Below are 17,909 nucleotides of genomic sequence, written 5' to 3'. Positions count from 1 at the left end.
GCCCGTTGACCGGCGGGTGAGCGGTCACGGCAAGGCCCCCGGGACGGGTTCCCGGGGGCCTCGGCGGTGGGGTGGGGTCAGCCCGGCAGCGGGCGGTCCCGCTGGACGACGGCGTCGGTGTGCGCCGAGCCGTCGGCGACGCTGATCACCCGGTAGCCGCCCTTGTGGAAGACCCAGTACCAGTTCTGGGCGTTGCCCGGTTGCCGGCCCGGCACGGGCTGGACGGCGTCGACATGCTCCACCCCGGCGAGGGACGGCCACATGCCGAGCCCGCTGTCGTCCGTCTCGCGGCGGTCCCGGTACCCCCCGGCCTGCAGGGAGATGATCCGGTACCGCTGGCCCGCGGGCGTGGTGTGGAACATCCAGTAGTGGTACCGGCCGTCACCCCCGGGCTGCTTGTCGGGGATCGGCAGCACCGCGTCGACATGGGTGACGGGGTCGGGCGCGGCGTCGAACGAGCTCCACTGGCTCAGCGGCCGCGCCCGGTTGCCGTCCACCCTGACCCGGACGGGCTCCTGTCCGTCGACGAGGACGTACCGGTAGCGCTGCCTGCCGTCGTCGCCCGTGAAGAACAGCCAGTGGCCGGACTCCCCGCCGACCTCCTGCCGGCCCGGGACGGACCAGGCGGCGTCGACCCGCTTGACGTCGTGCAGGTCGTCCCAGAAGGACAGCGGCCGCCCGCCCGAGCCTTCGAGCGCGAGGGTGGCGTCGCCACCGCCGACCGAGGAGCCGAGCGGGACGGCCCTGCCGCCCTGGAAGGCGAGGTAGCGGCCCGGGTGCCCGGGCCGGGGGACCACCGCGTCGACCGGCCGCGCCTGGGGATCCGGCACGGGCGTGACCGACCCGCCGCTCTCCAGGCGCCCCTGGGCGAGACCGCGCAGGGTGCTCAGGGAGGGGGAGAAGGCGTACACCGCGCCCTCGGTCCTCACGAAAGGACGGAACCCGAGCGTCGTGGTCTGCCGCTCGCCCGCCGCGTTACGGCTCTCGAAGCTGATCCGGCCGTCGTTCACATCGGTCAGCTGCCCGCTCACCATGGGATCGGGGCCCGGCCGGTGCGGGCGGTCGTGCGGGAAGTCGGGGTCGTTGACCCAGTCGGCCTGGATGAACTCGAACTGCCGCACCAGGTCGGCCTGGTAGCAGACGAAGACGAGCCCCCGGGGGTCGTCGGCGCCGCCTCCCTCGCCCTGGGTGGGGTTGAAGGGCCGCCCGTAGGGGATGCCCCGGCGGATGATGCGCCGCTCGTCCATGAACTTCTCGTCGACGAGCTCCCCCTCGTCGACCAGTCCGTCGCGCGGGTTGGTCTTGCGCAGGTGGGAGAAGAGCGGGGTGACCAGACCGTCGGGGTCGTCCTTGAAGGTGATGTCGTTGTCCGGCTCGGGCTCGGGCTTCCCGGCCGGCTTCACCGGGCAGTTGGCGACCGACGCGCCGGACGGCCAGCGACCCACCAGACGGGCGGCGAGCCACTCCTGGGTGGTCCGGTCGTCGACCGCCTTGGCGGCCTTGAGCCGCTTGAGCTCGACGCCGACCTGCGCCCACCAGCCGGGCACGTCCTGGTGGAGGCGGCGCAGGACCTGGAAGGAGCCGTTGCGCATCCAGGGCGGGACACCGGTGGGCCGCTTGCCGTCGCCGGTGGCGTCGACGACGAACTTGTCGGCCGGGACCAGCCGGGTGCCGGGGTGGCCCAGCACGTAGCCGGGGCGGGCCGGGTCCTCCTCCTCGAAGCCGCGCACGCCCGGCTCGCTGACGCCGTCCTTGAAGCCGAAGTGCTCCTTGCCCGCGGAGTCGCCGGGCAGGGTGGTCCCGTCCTGCTGGAAGACCACGAGGGCCCCGGCGCGGGAAGCCGCCTCACGCTGCCGGTCCAGCTCGTTCCTGAGGTCGTCCTCGGTGTCGCAGGCGATCGTCAGGACGGCGTGCACGATGCGGGAGTGGTCGTAGCCGAACAGCCAGCCCTTCGGGTCGCTGTCGTCGGTGTCGCCCAGGGCCAGCGCCCGGTCGGACGCGCCCTGGACGAACGCCTCGACCGTGCTCCCGCCGGGCACGGAGTCGAAGATCTTCTCCTTGCCGGTGAAGAACTGGAGTCCGGGATGGGTGAGCGCGAGTCCCAGCCAGGTGGCCTTGAGGTGCTGGGGGTCGTCGCCCATCGAGTTGCGCCGGGCCTCGCTGAACCGGGCGTTGAATTCGGCGACCTGCCGGGTGGTGGCGATCTGCGGGACGAGGGCCTCCAGCCAGGAGCGGGCGGCGGTGACGTCGCCGAACTGGAGGAGGAGCAAGGACATGTTGTCCTTCTTGAAACCGGCCAGGATGTCGCCCTGGATCTCGGTGCTGTCGCGCAGCGTGAGCTGAGCGGGCATGAGTCTCCCTGAGGGTGTCGGGGACGGACGGGGAGGCGCGGTCAGGCGCCCGGGCGCAGCTGCACCCACTGGGCGGTGCTGGGCACGCCCTGGTCGTCGAGCAGGAACAGCAGGTAGTACCCGGGGGGCGCTTCCTTGGCCGAGGCGGGGGCCCGCAGCACCAGCTTGTTGCCGGCGCGGCTGGTGATGGGCAGTTCGAGCCGGCGCTGGCTGGTGTCCACCGAGTGGGTGGAGGTGATGGGGGCCATCAGGACGGCCCGGCTGACCCGGTCCGGAGTGCTGGTGCTGACCCGCAGGTTGGCGGCGTACCCCTGCGGGGACGTGGGGACGCCGGACAGCGCCGGCCGGCCGCCCTGGTGCAGGTAGGCCGGCTCGTAGATCTCGATCGTGCCGTTCATGTCGGACTTCACGTCCGGGTCGTTGGCGATCTGCTGGAGCTCGTCGCCGGTGACCATGATGCGGCCGTCGGGCAGCAGCACCGCGTTGGAGTGGTAGGCGCGCGGCAGCCGCTGGACGGGGCCGAGGCGCCACTGGCCGCTGTCGTCGCGCAGCTCGATCTGCCGGTACTTCTCGTCGGCGTTGGGGTTGTACGGACCGTTGCCGTAGTCGCGGATGTCGTAGCCGCCGTTGACGGTGAACAGCGTGCCGTCCGGCAGGATCAGCGTGTCGTCCTGGGTGCGGCCGAAGGCGCGCGGGGTGTCCTTCGTCCAGCGGCCGCCGGAGAACCTGTAGGTGTTGGGGTCGTTGCGGTTGCCGCCCAGGATCAGGACGGAGTCCGGGCCGTTGACGCCGTTGGGCAGGGCGACGGCGGAGCCGTAGTTGCGCATGCCGCCGTCGGGCCGGTTGGTGAGCTTGCGGCTGGTCTCCTGCTCCGGGTCGAAGACGTACTGCTCGTCGTAGTTGCGCCCGAAGCCGTAGATCAGGCCGTCGCGCAGCGAGAACAGATGCGGGTAGTCGACCGTGAACTCGGCCTTGACGGGCCACTTGTCGAGCGACTGGCCCCGGGGCCTGGCCGACGGGTCCAGGGAGACGGCCGTGCCCTTGGCCGGGAAGCGCTCGATCGACTTGGACAGCACGCCCCAACCGACGTCGCCGTGGCCGGAGGTGATGAACTGCCGGCCGTCGGCACCGGTGACCACGGTCGGGTACCAGCGGCCCTCCGTCATGTCCTGCTGCTGGAGCCAGGCCTCCTTCCACGGGTCGAAGACCAGCGCGAGGTGGGCACCGGAGCCGTGGTTGCCGCCGAGGTTGCCGCCGAAGACGCCCACCATGCCGTTGGGCAGGTAGGAGTGCCCGGCGCAGAAGACCGGTGCGGGCCGCGGCTCGTCCGTGCCGTCGTCCACCTCGACGACGGGTGGCGGTACGGCCTTGAAGGCGGAGGCCTTCGTGCCCTCCTCCGGGTCCCAGACGTAGGCGCGCCCGGCGTTGGCGCCGCCGATGACGTCGGTGGGCGCGGTCTCCTTGTTCGGGCTGTCCTCGACGGGCTCGAAGGAGAACAGCAGGACCTTGCCCGTGGGCAGCAGCGCGACGTGGTCACCGAAGTCCGGGCTGGGGAAGTATTCGGTGAACTTGCCCCAGGTCTCCGCGTCGAAAGCGGAGTTGATCTCTTTCTGGGACTCGGTCAGCCGCTTGAGGCTGCGGGTCCGCATGGGCTGCGAGTAGCCGTGGTCCATGGCCCGCATGCCGATGCGGTCGCGGGCCAGCTGTTCGGCGGCGTCCTGGCCGAGGGCCTCCACCTCGGCGGGGCGCACCTCCGCGCGGACCTGTTCCTCGGTGATGCGGATGCCGCCCGACCGGACGGGGGACTCGTGCGCCGAGGAGGGCTTCGAGCGGGCGGACGGGACGGAGGCGCCGGCGGGCGCGGTGGCGGACAGTGCGATCGCGGCACAGCCGACCGCGAGCGCCCATCTCCCTCTGCGGGACATCAGGCTCCTTAAGAGCGCAGGGCAGCCACCCGGACGGAGCCGGGTGACCACACAGAGTGACTGAACGGGGCGAGTAGATCACACACCGTAGCGATTTGGGAGGTGACGTCCGAGCGGAACGATTCGGCATGGCCCGTTGGTGTCTCACTCTGCGTGTCCACCGGGGCGCGGATCGAAGCGCTGCTAGCAATGGGCCGTCTCCCCTTCCCCCGCTCCAAGGAGGACCACCGCCATGCGCACGACTCGGGCCGCTCTCGCGGCCGTCGCGAGTGCCGTGACCCTGCTCGGCCTCTGCGCCGCCCCGGTCTCGGCGGACCCGCCCCAGCCGCCGCGCCACATCACCGGCAAGGTGATCCGCGGCGGCGCCGACGGCCGCCCCCGCGAGCTGTTCTGTCCCGCGCCCTTCCAGGCCTACAGCGGCGGCTTCACCATCAAGGCCCGCAAGGACGCCCGCTTCATCGAGGAACCCGCCGACCTCCTGGAGAGCCGCCCCAACGACACCGCGACCGGCTGGATCGTCGCCGTACGCAAGGGCCAGCTCCTGCCGTCACCGCACCACCACCGCGCACACCCGCGGATCGAGCCGGCCGACCTGGTCGTCCACGTCGTGTGCACACAGGACGTGCCGACGCACGGCATGTGACCGTCCCCGCCGCGGGACCGCCGGCGCCTCGTCCCGCGCCGGCGGTCCCGCGGCGCTGAACTACCCTGGCCGGTGTGCTGCGCGACGTGACCGCTGTTCGATACGTGACCCCGCTGCGGTCCGGCGGCTCCGTGCCCGCAGTCGTGGAGGCCGACGACCTGGGCACATACGTCGTGAAGTTCACCGGCTCCGCACAGGGCCGCAAGGCGCTGGTCGCCGAGGTGATCGTCGGCGAGCTGGCCCGGGCCCTCGGGCTGCGCTTCCCCGAACTGGTGCTGGTGCACTTCGACCCGGCCGTCGCCGCGCACGAGCCGCATCAGGAGGTGCGCGACCTGCACGGGGCGAGCGCCGGCCTCAACCTCGGCATGGACCACCTGCCGGGCGCCCGCGACTTCACCCCCGAGATCGCCGAGGTCCTCCCCGTGGACCCGCTGGAGGCGGGCCGGATCGTCTGGATGGACGCGCTGACCGTCAACGTCGACCGTACGGTCCAGAGCTCCAACCTGATGGTGTGGCCGACGCTGGGCACCGTACCGCCGCGGCTGTGGCTCATCGACCACGGCGCGGCGCTCGTCTTCCACCACCGCTGGGACGGCGCGGACCCCGCCAAGGCGTACGACTTCCGCCACCACGCCCTCGGCCTCTACGGCCCCGACGTGCGCGCGGCCGACGCCGAACTCGCGCCGAAGGTGACCGAGGAGCTGCTGCGCGGGATCGTCGCCGAGGTGCCGGACGCCTGGCTCACCGACGGCGGGTTCGCCACGCCCGACGAGGCGCGCGAGGCGTACGTGGCCCACCTCCACGCGCGCGTGCGGGCGTCGCGGCAGTGGCTGCCCACCGACTTCCCCAGCCGGGACGAGCTCGCCGCCGAGGACGCGCGGCGGGCGGCGAGGAATCGGCGAGGACGCCCCGCGTGGCTCAAGCAGGTCCCCGACCTGCACGGCAGGCCCGCGGCCGAACAGGATTGGTCGGTGCATCCGGGATGACGTCCGAGATCCGCCGGGTCCAGATCGAGTACTGCACGCAGTGCCGCTGGCCGCCGCGCGCGGCCTGACCGGCGTTGGAGCCGGGCGATGCGAGCTTGGGTTGCCGAGCAGGACCGGCTTGCCCTCGAGCGATCACCGGCTTACGCACCGGAGCTCAACCGGGTGAACTGCCGTGGTCCTCGCTGAAGAAGCGCGAGCCCGCCGACCTCGCCAACTGCTGCGTTTCACACGCGCGGAAGGCGGGCCGGGCCCACGCCGGACGGGTGGCCGATCGAGAACGATCGGGCCGGCATCCGGAGCCCGAAGGGGCAGCCCCGGCGCGTCGGCACCGCGGCGGTCTTCGAGGTCGACGCCCATGACGTTCTCGCTGATGTCGCAGAGGCGGGTGAGCCCATCCGCATCATGACCCCGGTTCCCGCGCACCTCACCGACTGCCTGCGCACGCTGCGCATGCTCTACGCCTTCGCGGACCGGGACGTGCGGCCGAGCGCCGAGTCGACACCGGACGCCCTTCACCACCGTGAGGCGGTCAGGGACCGGCTCGCCGGGCTCCTCGACCTGATCGTCGAACGGTGAGCACGGCCTGCAGTCGGGCCGGACAGCGGCCGCGGGTTCCGTGGCCACCGGTGTGAGGCCCGGACGGGCGGGTGCACGCCTGGCCAGGAGCGTTCTTGGCCCTCAGCTCGAGACGGCCTCGGCCCAGCCGCGGTTGACGGTCGCTCTCGCCTTCTCCGTCTGTGCCTCCGTCGGAAACGTCGGCGTGCCCTCGACCGTCGGCAGTTTCTCCGCGGCGGTCTCGTCGAGGGTGCCGTCCTTCTCCATGGCGTCCATGAGGACGGGGCGTGCATAGGCGCCGAGCCGGAGGTTCTGGCCCTCCGGGCTGAAGACGTACTCCTGCCACAGACGTGCCGCCGCGGGGTGCGGAGCGTCCTTGTTCACCCCGTTCGCGTAGTACTGGGCGAAGCTGCCGTCGAAGGGGATGGCGGTCCGCCAGTCGACGTCCGTGCCGTTCTCGCGGAACTCGTCGGCGTATTCGAGGTTGAGGAAGTCCCAGTCGATGCTGATCGGGGTCCGGCCCTTCGCGATCGTGGCCGGGGTGGATTCGACCGGGATGAAGTTGCCGTTCCTGCTGAGTTCGGCGAAGAAGTCGATGCCGGGCTGGATGTCGTCGAAGGAACCCCCGTTCGCCAGGGCCGCCGCGTAGACCCCGGCGAAGGCGGAGCCGGAGTCGGTGGGGTTGCCGTTGAGCGCGACCTTGCCCTTGTACTCGGGCTTGCTCAGGTCGGCGAAGGTCGCGGGGCAGGTCTTGACGCGCTTGGCGTCACAGCCGATCGAGATGTAACCGCCGTAGTTGTTGTACCAGCGGGCCCGGTCGTCCTTCTGTTCCTTGGGGATCTCGTCGTACGCGGCGACCTCGTACGGAGCGAGCAGGCCCTGCCGTGCCGCGGACTGCGCGAACGAGTCCCCCACGTCGATCACATCGGGGGCGCGGCCTCCGCTCCTGTGCTCCTTCAGGGCGTTGATCTCGTCCTGGCTGGTGCCTTCCGGGTTCTCCACCATGACCTTGATCCCGTACTTCTTCTCGAAGCCGTCGATCACTGCGCCGTAGCCGGCCCAGTCGCTCGGGAGCGCGATCGTGTGGAGCGAGCCCTCTTTCCTCGCCGCTGTGGTCAGTGCTGCCATGCCGCCGGCGTCCGCGGCGGAGGTGGCCACCGCGGGTGCTCTGGGCGCGGTGGCGGGCTTGTCTCCGCAGGCACCGAGGGGCGCCGCGAGGACCAGGCAGGCGGCGACGGAGGCTGTCCGGAGACGAGGTGCGGGCACGAAGGCTCCATAACGGGCGGTCGCGTACTGATCGGGGCCAGCGTACGTTCGGCGGCCCCGGCAGCGCAGTCCCAGACGGTGGTGTCCGCTGTCTTCCCTGCGGCTGCCGTACCGGCGCGTTCTCAGAACCCCTCGTCGTCCCACCCGGCCAGGAGCGCCTCCCCGAGATCCATCGCGGGCGGTGCGGCCCCGTCGTGGAGGGCCTGCTCGCTCCAGATGATCTTGCCGCGGGCGGTGTAGCGGGTGCCCCAGCGCTCGGCGAACTGCGCGACGAGGAACAGGCCGCGACCGCCCTCGTCGGTGGCCTCGGCCCGGCGCAGGTGCGGGGAGGTGCTGGACCCGTCGGAGACCTCGCAGATCAGGCTGCGGTCGTACAGCAGCCTCACCCGGATGGGCTCGGTGCCGTAGCGGATGGCGTTGGTCATCAGCTCGCTGAGGATGAGTTCCGTGGTGTAGGCGATGTCTTCCAGACCCCAGTCCGCCAGTCGGCGGGCACAGGCGTTGCGCACCGGGGACACCGCCGCAGGGTCGGGGCGCACGTCCCACTCGGCGATCCGCGCGGGGTCCAGTCGGCGGGTGCGGGCCACCAGCAGCGCGACGTCGTCGCTGGGCCTGGTGGGCAGCATCGCGTCGATCACCGCGGTGCAGGTTTCCTCCGGGGTGCGGGCGGGCCCGGCCAGGGCGGCGCGCAGCGCTGCCAGGCCCGCGTCCGGATCGCGGTCGCGGCTCTCGATCAGCCCGTCGGTGAAGAGGGCCAGCCGGGAGCCCTCGGGCAGGGTGACCGTCATGGTCTCCATGGGCAGGCCCTCGCCCAGGCCCAGCGGCGGGGAGACCGGCACCTCGGGGAAGGACACGGTTCCGTCGGGGCGGACCAGAGCGGGGCCCGGATGCCCGGCGGTGGCGGCCGTCACCTGCCCCGAGACGGGATCGTAGACGGCGCACAGGCAGGTGGCTCCGGTGATCCCCTGCCACTCCTGCTCGTCGGTGTCGATGTGGGCGACCAGTTCGTCCAGGTGGCTCAGGAGTTCGTCCGGAGGCAGGTCGAGGGTGGAGAAGTTGTACACGGCGGTGCGCAGGCGGCCCATGGTGGCGGCTGCGTGGAGGCCGTGGCCGACGACGTCGCCGACCACCAGGGCCACCCGGGTGCCGGGCAGCGGGATGACATCGAACCAGTCACCACCCACACCGGCCTGGGCAGCCAGGTAGCGGTGCGCGACCTCGACGGCGGACTGCTCCGGTACGCCCCGGGGCAGCAGGCTGCGCTGCAGGGTGACGGCCATGGTGTGCTCGCGGGTGTAGCGGCGGGCGTTGTCGACGGCCAGTGCCGCCCGGGCGGTCAGTTCCTCGGCGAAGGACACGTCCTCCTCGTCGAACGGCGGGGAGTCCTGCCCCCGCCAGTAGCCGGCCATCCCCAGCACCGTGCCCCGGGCCCGCAGGGGCACGGCGATCAGGGAGTGGATGCCGCGGTCCAGGATCCGCAGGGCGTTGGCCGGGTCCTGGGCCCGCCAGCGGTGGGTGGTGCGCAGGTCCGCCTCCAGGACCGCACGGCCGTCGGCCGGCCCAGCCGCCATGGGGCTGGTGGGAACGAACCGGATCAGCTCGCCGACGGGGTAGAGCGGGTGGTCGCCCTGAAGGCCGACGGCGGCGGTGCGGCGCATCTCGGTGCTCGCTTCGGTCGGCTCCTCGCCGCGCAGCACCGGGTCCAGCAGGTCGACCGTGACCACGTCGGCGAACCGCGGGACCGCCACCTCCGCCAGTTCCTCCGCAGTGCGCTCGACGTTCAGCGTCGTTCCCACCCGCACCCCCGCGTCGTAGAGCAGCTTCAGCCGCTCGCGGGCCACCTCGGCCCTGCCGGAGAGTGCCCGCAGCTCGGTGGTGTCCCGCAGCGTGACGACGGCCCCGGCCGGCCCGTAGGGGGCGGTGGGCCGGATGTTCACCGACAACAGCCGATCGGTCGCCATGTGCAGCTCGTCGGTCGCGGAACGGCCCGATGCGATCGGCTCGGCGATTCCCTCCTCCAGACCCAGGTCCGTGACGGGGAGGCCTTCCGCGTCCACGGGCAGACGCAGCAGCCGCCGCGCCTCGTCATTGGCCAGCAGCAGCCGTCCGCCGCCGCCGATGATCAGCACGCCCTCCCGCACCGCGTGCAGCACCGCGTCGTGGTGCTCGTACATCCTCGTCATCTCGGCCGGTCCCAGGCCATGGGTCCGGCGCAGCAGCCGACGGCTCACCAGGGCGGTTCCGCCCGCGGACAGGGCGAGCACCGCGGCTGCACTGCCGAGGACGACCGGCAGCTGCCGGTTCACCATGCTCTGCACGTTCTGGACCGTGACCGGCGAGGAGACGATGGCGATGACGCGGCCGTCGGAGTCCTTGACGGGGACCACCGACACCACGGACTGCCCCAGGGACCCCTCGAAGGTCTCGGTGAAGGACTGGCCGGCCGCCGCCCTGGAGAAGGGGCCGACGACGTGCTTCCCGATCTGCCGTGGGTCGCTGTGGGCGAGGGTGACCCCGGAGAGCGTGTACACGTTGATGCCGTCGACCCCGGCGATCTTCCGGGCCGCCTCGGCGCTCGGCTGTAGCGCTGCGCTCGGATGGGGGCTGCGGAGGGCCGCGACGATTCCCGGAGATTCCGCGAACGTTCCGGCGGCGGCGAGCGTACGGTGCCGGGCGTCCACCATGCCGGCGCTCCGGGCTTGCACCACGAGCGCCACCACCGCGGCGACGACGAGCAGCACCACGACGGCCAGCTGCAGGAGGAACACCTCGCCGGCCACGCTGCGCACGCTCAGGAGGGAGGACAGGCGCTGCGGCCGCCGCGCCCTTCCCCCGAGGGGCCGGGCGTGCTCCTGACGCTCCTGGTGGCTTCCTGAGCGGGGACGCCGAGGGGGAGAGGAAGAGCTCGTGGTCGAGCCGAGCAGCCGACGTCGGACTTGTCCAAGTAGGTCGCTCATACTTTATTTTCCAACCTCTATGGGCCGTCGGCAGCGGGGAGCGACGGTCGCCGGCGACCGGGGGCGTTTCTCTCGGCCCAGTCCTCGTCCCGGCACGCTTCGCGCCGCGGAATGCCCGTGGTGTCCGGATAATGGATGGAACGGCGAGTGGAAGGGGACGTCTCGTGCCATCGGCTCGGCCGGGGGGCGAGGAGACCCACGGCCCGTTCTGGTCCGAGCCGGGGACGCTGCTCGAGCACGTGCCCGTGGCCGTCTTCGGCCTCGATGACGGGGACCTCGTCTGTCACTGGGGGCCCGGCGCGCGGGACCTCTTCGGACACGACGCCGCCGCCGTCCTGTCGAGGCCCGGCGCCGTTCTCTTCGCCGACGGGCCCCGGGACGCCCCCGATCCGTGCGCCCGGCTGACCGAGCGGGGCCGGACCCGGGGCTACTGGAGGGGGCGGCTGCCGGCCCGGCATCGTGACGGCACCGTCTTCGACTGCGGCTTCCGGGCCTTCTCCGTGACCGGATCCGGCGGACCTCCGGTGGTGATGGTCCTGGCGAGCCGTAGTGACGAGCTCGATCGGGTCAAGACCAACCTCGCCTTCCTCGACGCCCTCTTCGAGACGTGCCCCATCGGTCTGGTCATGCTTGACCAGGACCTCCGGTACGTCCACCTCAACCAGGCGCTCGCCGACATGGACGGTCTGCCGATCGAGGCCCACCTCGGGCGGCGCATGGACGAAATCATGATCATGTCCGACGGCGGCGAGTACCGGCGCATGCTCCGCGGCGTCGCCCTGGGCGGAGCACCGGTCGTGGGGACCCTGGTGGGCACGCGTCCGCGGGGGCATCCGGACCGTGACCAGGTGCGGTCGGTGAGTTTCTTCCCCCTGAGCCAGGCGGTCGGCTCGCGCCCCGGAGTGGGCGGGCTGATGCTGGACGTGACCGACCGGGAACGGGCCATCCTGGAATCCACCGCCAGCCGTCGACGGCTGGCTCTGCTGGACGGCGCCTCCACTCGCATCGGGACCACCCTGGACGTGAACGTCACCGCCCAGGAGCTGGTCGACGCCTCCATGCCGGACTTCTGCGACGGCGCCGTGGTCGAAGTCGTGGAGCGGATGGACGAGGCAGAGGACTTTGACCCGGCGCGACCGCTGTTCACCCGCAGGATCGCCTCCGGGACGATCCTGCCCCCTCCGGCCACCGAACTCGTGAGCGGGGTGGAGACGGTGCGGTATCCGCCCGGCTCCGTCATCCACGACATGCTGAGGACCGGTCGCGCCGTCTCCGCCGTGGTGGACGAGGAGTTCCTGGCCCGGACCGTCCTCATCGAGTCACGCTCACGGCTCTTCGCCGAGAGTGGATTGGCCTGCGTCCTCGTCGCCCCGCTCATCGCCAGGGGCACGGTCCAGGGAATCGCCATGTTCGGCCGGTCCGCGGGCCGGCCGGCCTTCACCCGGGACGATGTCAGCCTGGCCGGTGAGCTCGCCTCGCGGGCTGCGATCTGCCTGGACAACGCCCGTCTGTACAGCCGCGTCCAGGACATCGCCCTCACCCTGCAGCGGGCGTTGTTGCCCAGCGCGTTGGCGACCAGCCCGTACGTGGACGTGGCCCACCGGTACGTACCCGGCAGTCGGATCACCGAGGTCGGCGGGGACTGGTACGACGTGATCAGCCTGCCCGACGGCCGAGTCGCTCTGGTGGTGGGCGACGTGATGGGGCACGGTGTGTCGGCCGCCGCAGCCATGGGCCGCCTTCGTATCACCACCAAGGCCCTGGCCAGGCACGACAGCGAGCCCGACGAACTCCTCACCGAGCTCGACGCATGCGCCCAGGAGGCCGGCATCGAGCTGGCGACGTGCCTGTACATCGTCTACGACCCGAAGAGCGGAGGAGCCCGCATCGCCAGCGCCGGCCACCCCCCGCCCCTGGTGCTCCGGCCGGACGGCACAGTGGAGACCATCGACGACGTCCTGGGAGTCCCTCTCGGCGTCGGCGGCTGTCCTTTCCGGACGATCGAGATCGAACTCCCCGGGAACGCGAGTCTCGCCCTGTACACCGACGGCCTCATCGAGACACGAGGCGCGGACCTCGAGGTCGGCCTGGAGGCATTGCGCGCCGAACTGGGCAGAGCCCCAGGCCCGTTGGAAGCAACCGCGGACCGCATCCTCGCGAGCCTGCTGCCCGCCCCGCCGGCCGACGACGCGGTTCTGGTCCTGGCTCGCGTCCGCCGCGCCCGCTGAGGAGGCGTCGGGCCCGGTGTGTCCCGGCAGCCGCTGCAGCGCTCGTGGGCAGCTCCATTCAGGACAGCGAGAGGCGGGCCCTCCAGCTCCCCGGCGGTCAAGAGGTGGGCGTGGCCGTTCGGGGCGAGGCCCGCAGCGTGGATCGTGACCAGCGCGTCCACGCTGCCGTCGTCCGCCTTCAGGAGACGCTCCACGGGGGACTTCTCCGCCCACCCCTCGGGGTCGGCCCGCCAGGCGACCACCACCAAGTCGCGCGCCCGGACCGTGCCCGGCTCACCCGGCACCCACCGGTAGTCGAACAGGTCCGTGTCCGTGGCGTCGTCGGTGTCGTCCAGCAGGTGGCTCAAGAGCCGCCCGGCGGTCTCCACCGAATCGGGCCGGGCGGTCAGGCAGGCCCTCCGGGTGGGCCTCGGCCAGGCCGTTCGCGACGTCCCCGATCAGCCCGTCCGAGTCGCCGAGCTCCCCGTACGTCCGCTCCAAGGCCCGCAGGGCCTCGCGGGCCACCCCCACCGCGTCGGCGGCCCGGCCGCTCGCCGTCAGCGCCCGCAGGGCGGTGACCGCCTCCGCCGCCTGCTGTCCGTATGCGCGGGCGTCGGTGCACTCGACGTGGCCGTAGCGGGCGAAGGGACGGGTGTCGAGGAGGCTCAGGATGCGCTCCCGGGCGATGGCGATGCCCGGTGTCCTCCCCGGCGGCGGCCGCACGCAGTTCGAGGCGGCGGCGCAGGCCGCGGTCGCCTGCGAGCCGTTCCCGTGCCAGGGCGAGCAGTTCCTCGCGGTACGGAACTTCGGTCAGGCGTCCGGCAGCCGGGTACGCGACGCGGCGGCCGACCGCTGTCGAGGCACGGATTCGGCCCGCCCCAGGACAGCCAGGCCCACCACCACACGGTGCTCGCGGAAATCGCCCTCCCGCCCGTACGGCCAGTCGCACCAGCCGGCGAGCCCGCCGTCCTCGTCCTCGGTGAAGCCCGGAGCACGTGTCACGGCATTCACCGAACCGGACGGGAACCACTCGCCACCGGATGTTCAGGATGGTCCGACCTGGCCTGATGGCGCTTCGGAAAAGTCAGCCATCGGCCAGCGTGAGTTCTGCGACATCTGGGGACAGCTGACCGGACATGCGAATGGTTGTACGCTCCGAAGACCGCCCTTGACCTGCAGAAGTAGGCAGGGAGCAGAAATATCGGGAGTTTCTTCATGTTCCGGACAATGTTCAAGTCCAAGATCTGACTATTTGGCGTCGCCGCAGGTCAGGGGCATCATGTGCCCCCCTCAGGTCAGCAAACGGTCAGCATGCGTCCGCATGCTGTCCCCGCTTGCCGGCCTTCGACCTACAGTGCGGCGCCTGAGCAGGATTCTTGGGCTGGAACGGATGGTTCATCGATGGCCCGACAGCTTGCCCGCGGCATGGGTTCCTTCTTCAAGGACTGCGACTGCGCGAAGCCCACCCGCTGCCCCCACCCCTACTCGATCCGTTTCCGCGACGCGCTCGGCAAACAGCGCGAGGAGTCCGGATATGCCACGCAGGACGACGCGATCGAACGCCTCACCCAGTTGTATGCGGAGAAGAAGACCACGGCGCCGTCGGTGGCAGCTGCCCGGCGTGAGCTGGGCCGGCTGACGGTCGAGGAGTACGCGAGGCAGTGGCGGCCGAGGCAGCGCCGGATGACGGATTACTCCACCGGCGAGCACGTCGACAGCTCGATCAACGTCCACATCGTCCCGCGCCTGGGAGCGCGGAAGCTGAACTCGGTCACCCCGATGGTGGTCGAACGCTTCCTGGACGAGATGGAGAGCGACGGGGTCGGCCGGGGAAACCAGGTGAACATCTTCCGGGTCCTGAAGACCATCCTGCGCGACGCGTACGCCAAGGGGGCGATGGCGGACGACCCGGTGCAGGGGGTCCAGGAGCCGGAATACGTGCGGGGAACGGTGGCCATTCCGTCGCTCGGCTACGTGACGAAGGCGCTGGCCGTTGCCGACGAGGACCTGGCGCTGGAGATCGTCATGATGACGGGGTGCGGCCTGCGCAACGGCGAGGCGCGGGCGGTGAACGTCCACAATGTCGTGGCTCAGGACGTGTACCGGGTGCGGGAGCAGATCCATTCCAACACGCTGCGGCCGGCGAAGCTGAAGCACCGCAAGGCGGGGGAGTTCCGCGAGGTGCCTCTGCCGCGGTCGGTGCGGGAGGCGATCGAGCGGTACGTGGAGAAGCACGGCACCACGCGGGACGGCTACCTGCTGCGCGGCCCGGGCGGCTACTTCACCGAAGGCATGGAGCGACGCCGGGTGAGGAAGCTCTTCGCGGACCTCCCGCCGGAGGAGGGAGTGGGGATGTACGGCTTCCGGCACTACTTCGCCTCGAACGCCCTCGGGAACGGGATCCCGATCACCGACGTGGCGGAGTGGATGGGGCACAGGTCCATCGAGGAGACCTACCGCACGTACCGGCACCTGATGCCGGGCAGCATCACCAAGGCCGCCCGGATCCTGGACGCCGGCCTTTGGGAAGCAGCCTGATTTCCGGATTTGAGGGAACAGCAGGTTCTTGGTCTGCTGGTGGTACAGGAGGGACGCCCCACTGGCCAGCAGGTTTAATGGTCCAGGGCGTCAGCGGCGGGGCACTGGGCCGCGTATGGTCCGGATCTTGGTGAAGGCGTACTGACGATGCAGTCGATGTGGAGCAGTTGGCGTACGGGATCTTGGCTGTGCGTGCGGTGCCTGCTCGGACTGCATGAGCCGATCGGGCCCCGTCTGGCAACCAGCCCGCGTGTCCAGGCGGGGACGGTGATCCCCCGCCGGGTTGCTGATGGTGCTGCTCGCACACGAGACGGCCCACTACCTTGAAGCCGAACAGTCCGGCCGTCGGCCTCGTTCAGGCGGCTCTTGCATTGGCCAAGTCCGAGTCCGTCACCACTCCCGCCTTGATCTGGTCGAGGTCCTGGCAATCCCCTCAGGCTCGCCGCTCGCCAGCTCGGCGGTCAAGTTCGGCTTCGTACGCGCGAGGTCGAAGTGGCACGAGACCGAGGTGAATGCGGTACAGCTTGCGTCTGTAGGAGTAGCATCCTGGTGGCGCGTGAGCTCATGCGCGTCGACCGGGCGCACGCCGAGTCCTGCCAGCAGCCCGATCGTGAATGCATAAGCGTCAGGAGGGGCGCTGGTGTCTGGCAGGAGTGACTGGACCCAGCATTGTGGGACGATCGCGTTGTCATTACAGCGAGACCGTTCCTTGGGGTGAAGCCGCAGCCGCGGCCGGGCCGTTCGTCTACCCGAACCCGACAGGTCATCCTTCACAGGCGGACTTACTGCTTGTCGTGGCCGATTTGGCTGCTGCAGCGGTTCGTCCGGGACTTGTCAGGTTCTGCGCGAAGCGCTCAGCATCTTGTATAGCTGCTGGGGTATTTGATGACAAAGCTACTCCTGGTTCTTCTCGTGACTATGACCTCTCTCTGCGCGGCTCTGATTGCAGGGATGGTGCGACGGCGGGCGAACGACAGCTTCCACGAAGCCGTGAGCTTCTCAGTGCTTACATTCCTGACATGCTTGGGGACCTTGATGCCGGTGGTTAGCTATCTGGTGCCGTGACTCAGAAACCCCGGCTATAAACGCTGCGACGGAGCGTTTTGCTGCCAGGGGGAGGTCTTCGTAAAGTCGTCGGCCTCATGGGATTGGTCTGTGCAGATAGGTGTTTAAGCGGTACTGAACTGCGGCTTTCCTCCTCTCCGGGCTGTAGTGGCAGCAACGTACGGCGTCCTGGTCGCGGTGGCGTTGGGGACTTTGCCGCCTGTACCGGGTACCCGAGGGAGCGGTGCGGCACGATGCCGCACCGCCCCGCAGACGAGGGGCCTTCGACTCAACCTCCGAGGGCACCCACGGCGTGGTCGATCACGTTGCCGTTGCTGCAGTTGTTGACGTGGTCGCCGACCCAGTCACCAAGGACGGGCACGACCGCGACTTCCTGCATGCAGACGGCAGCCGCAGTGAAGTTCCAGTTGCCAGCGGCATTGTCCCCGCTGCCGAGGTCACTGTCGTTGCCGGCCTGCGCGGGGGCCGACAGGGCGAGGACCGCCAGCGGCAGGCTGGCGAGCATCATGATCTTCTTCATGTACGGAGCAACGAGCGCTCCTGCCTCAGGATGCGCGTGCTCTCGCGGGCTCACTCGCTGAGCGGTCGCTCGTGTGGACGCGGGGATACCTGATCGATGGAACGCTGTCTCCAGGAGGGAACACACGCGACCAGACAGTGATGTTCGTAGTCCACATGGAATCGGGCGGGTGGCGCTTCAGGGGCCGTAGGGGCTCCAGCGCCCGAGGACGGGCCTGAGGTTGTCGGCTCTCGGTTCGGATTGGTCCGCGACGTCTGTCGGCTGCTTCGGGGTCGGGGCGAGGAAGCAGGCGACGGCGATGACCTCGGCCACCAGTGCGAGCACGAGCGCCGCCGCGAGCAGCCGTACGCCGGCCGCGGTGGTGCGCCGGCCGTGGCCGACGAGGAGGGTGCGGCGTCCTTCCCGTGCATACGGGACGACATCGCCTCCTTCCACATACGCGTCCTCCGCCCCGCCGTCCCACTCGACGCGGGTCAGCCCGAGTGCCTCCAGCGCTCGCGAGAGCACGGCCGTCTCCGGCCGCCGTAAGGGTCGGGCCATACGGGCGGGAGGCAGACGCCTGGTTCCCAGCGGGGGGTGATCGCCGGGTCACGGGTGAACATGAGGTTCGGGTCGTCCGCCGAGACCTTCCGCCAGTCCTCGTCGCCGAGGAGTTCGCGCAGGTGCAGGCAGGGCACGCCCGCGTCCTCGATCGCCTGGGTGAAGGCGCGGTGCTGGGCGGTGAGGAGTGCCGCGTCGGGGCGTGCGCGGAACAGCAATCGCCGCTCCAGCTCCGCCGACGGTACGTCGCTCATGGAGGTCAAGGCGCCCGCGGGGACCGGATCGTGCACCAGCACGGCGCCCGGCCGGGCCGCGTACTCGGCTGTTTCGCGGGCTGTCATGGCTGTGCCTCCGGT

General features: G+C 70.8%; 14 protein-coding genes. 5 read left to right on the top strand and 9 right to left on the bottom strand.

Annotated elements, in window-relative coordinates; all coding sequences use genetic code 11:
• Nucleotides 1-77 precede the first annotated feature (77 nt).
• Nucleotides 78-2,351, bottom strand: coding sequence for a Dyp-type peroxidase (locus ACZ66Z_RS00235; RefSeq protein ID WP_469931699.1), 2,274 nt, complete (start codon nucleotides 2,349-2,351; stop codon nucleotides 78-80).
• 41 nt (nucleotides 2,352-2,392) lie between these two features.
• Nucleotides 2,393-4,276: a galactose oxidase-like domain-containing protein gene (locus ACZ66Z_RS00230; protein ID WP_469931698.1), complete on the bottom strand. Its 1,884-nt coding sequence runs from the start codon at nucleotides 4,274-4,276 to the stop codon at nucleotides 2,393-2,395.
• A gap of 232 nt (nucleotides 4,277-4,508) precedes the next feature.
• Between ACZ66Z_RS00230 and ACZ66Z_RS00225 the strand changes: the two genes are divergently transcribed.
• The 3 genes from ACZ66Z_RS00225 to ACZ66Z_RS00215 all read left to right on the top strand — a co-directional run bounded on the left by ACZ66Z_RS00225 (nucleotide 4,509) and on the right by ACZ66Z_RS00215 (nucleotide 6,481).
• Complete coding sequence (locus ACZ66Z_RS00225; protein WP_469931697.1) at nucleotides 4,509-4,919, top strand: hypothetical protein; 411 nt, start codon at nucleotides 4,509-4,511, stop codon at nucleotides 4,917-4,919.
• 74 nt (nucleotides 4,920-4,993) lie between these two features.
• The gene (locus ACZ66Z_RS00220; protein ID WP_469931696.1) at nucleotides 4,994-5,905 is read left to right on the top strand and encodes a HipA family kinase; all 912 of its coding nucleotides are present in this window, start codon (nucleotides 4,994-4,996) and stop codon (nucleotides 5,903-5,905) included.
• A gap of 402 nt (nucleotides 5,906-6,307) precedes the next feature.
• Entirely contained in the window at nucleotides 6,308-6,481 is a 174-nt protein-coding gene (locus ACZ66Z_RS00215; RefSeq protein ID WP_469931695.1) for a hypothetical protein, read from the top strand.
• A 102-nt stretch (nucleotides 6,482-6,583) separates the two neighbouring features.
• Here ACZ66Z_RS00215 and ACZ66Z_RS00210 read toward each other — a convergent pair whose 3' ends face one another.
• Entirely contained in the window at nucleotides 6,584-7,726 is a 1,143-nt protein-coding gene (locus ACZ66Z_RS00210) for an ABC transporter substrate-binding protein (RefSeq protein WP_469931694.1), read from the bottom strand.
• Between the two features lie 122 nt (nucleotides 7,727-7,848).
• Nucleotides 7,849-10,515: a SpoIIE family protein phosphatase gene (locus tag ACZ66Z_RS00205; protein ID WP_469931693.1), complete on the bottom strand. Its 2,667-nt coding sequence runs from the start codon at nucleotides 10,513-10,515 to the stop codon at nucleotides 7,849-7,851.
• Between the two features lie 332 nt (nucleotides 10,516-10,847).
• Between ACZ66Z_RS00205 and ACZ66Z_RS00200 the strand changes: the two genes are divergently transcribed.
• Entirely contained in the window at nucleotides 10,848-12,911 is a 2,064-nt protein-coding gene (locus ACZ66Z_RS00200) for a SpoIIE family protein phosphatase (RefSeq protein ID WP_469931692.1), read from the top strand.
• 273 nt (nucleotides 12,912-13,184) lie between these two features.
• On the opposite strand, the gene ACZ66Z_RS00195 is transcribed toward ACZ66Z_RS00200, so the two are convergent.
• The gene (locus ACZ66Z_RS00195) at nucleotides 13,185-13,613 is read right to left on the bottom strand and encodes a hypothetical protein (RefSeq protein WP_469931691.1); all 429 of its coding nucleotides are present in this window, start codon (nucleotides 13,611-13,613) and stop codon (nucleotides 13,185-13,187) included.
• Nucleotides 13,614-13,700: 87 nt separating this feature from the next.
• On the bottom strand, nucleotides 13,701-13,892 hold the full coding sequence (locus ACZ66Z_RS00190) for a hypothetical protein (protein WP_469931690.1): 192 nt from the start codon (nucleotides 13,890-13,892) through the stop codon (nucleotides 13,701-13,703).
• Between the two features lie 423 nt (nucleotides 13,893-14,315).
• Between ACZ66Z_RS00190 and ACZ66Z_RS00185 the strand changes: the two genes are divergently transcribed.
• Nucleotides 14,316-15,428 carry a tyrosine-type recombinase/integrase gene (locus ACZ66Z_RS00185; protein WP_469932233.1) on the top strand — a complete coding sequence of 371 codons (1,113 nt, stop codon included), beginning with the start codon at nucleotides 14,316-14,318 and terminating at the stop codon, nucleotides 15,426-15,428.
• Between the two features lie 1,333 nt (nucleotides 15,429-16,761).
• On the opposite strand, the gene ACZ66Z_RS00180 is transcribed toward ACZ66Z_RS00185, so the two are convergent.
• From ACZ66Z_RS00180 to ACZ66Z_RS00170, 3 genes are all read right to left on the bottom strand, one after another.
• A complete protein-coding gene (locus ACZ66Z_RS00180) occupies nucleotides 16,762-17,013 on the bottom strand; it encodes a hypothetical protein (RefSeq protein ID WP_469931689.1) in 252 nt (83 codons plus the stop codon).
• A gap of 177 nt (nucleotides 17,014-17,190) precedes the next feature.
• Nucleotides 17,191-17,520 (bottom strand): arginine deiminase family protein, encoded by a 330-nt coding sequence (locus tag ACZ66Z_RS00175; protein ID WP_469931688.1) that lies wholly within the window; start codon nucleotides 17,518-17,520, stop codon nucleotides 17,191-17,193.
• Nucleotides 17,487-17,894 (bottom strand): hypothetical protein, encoded by a 408-nt coding sequence (locus tag ACZ66Z_RS00170; RefSeq protein WP_469931687.1) that lies wholly within the window; start codon nucleotides 17,892-17,894, stop codon nucleotides 17,487-17,489. Before ACZ66Z_RS00170 ends, ACZ66Z_RS00175 begins: the two co-directional genes overlap by 34 nt.
• Nucleotides 17,895-17,909: the final 15 nt, after the last annotated feature.

The sequence above is a fragment of the Streptomyces sp. NPDC107498 genome, from assembly GCF_055582805.1.
The sequence above is the reverse complement of the archived record's forward strand: the minus strand, read 5'-3'. Positions and strand labels throughout refer to the sequence as shown.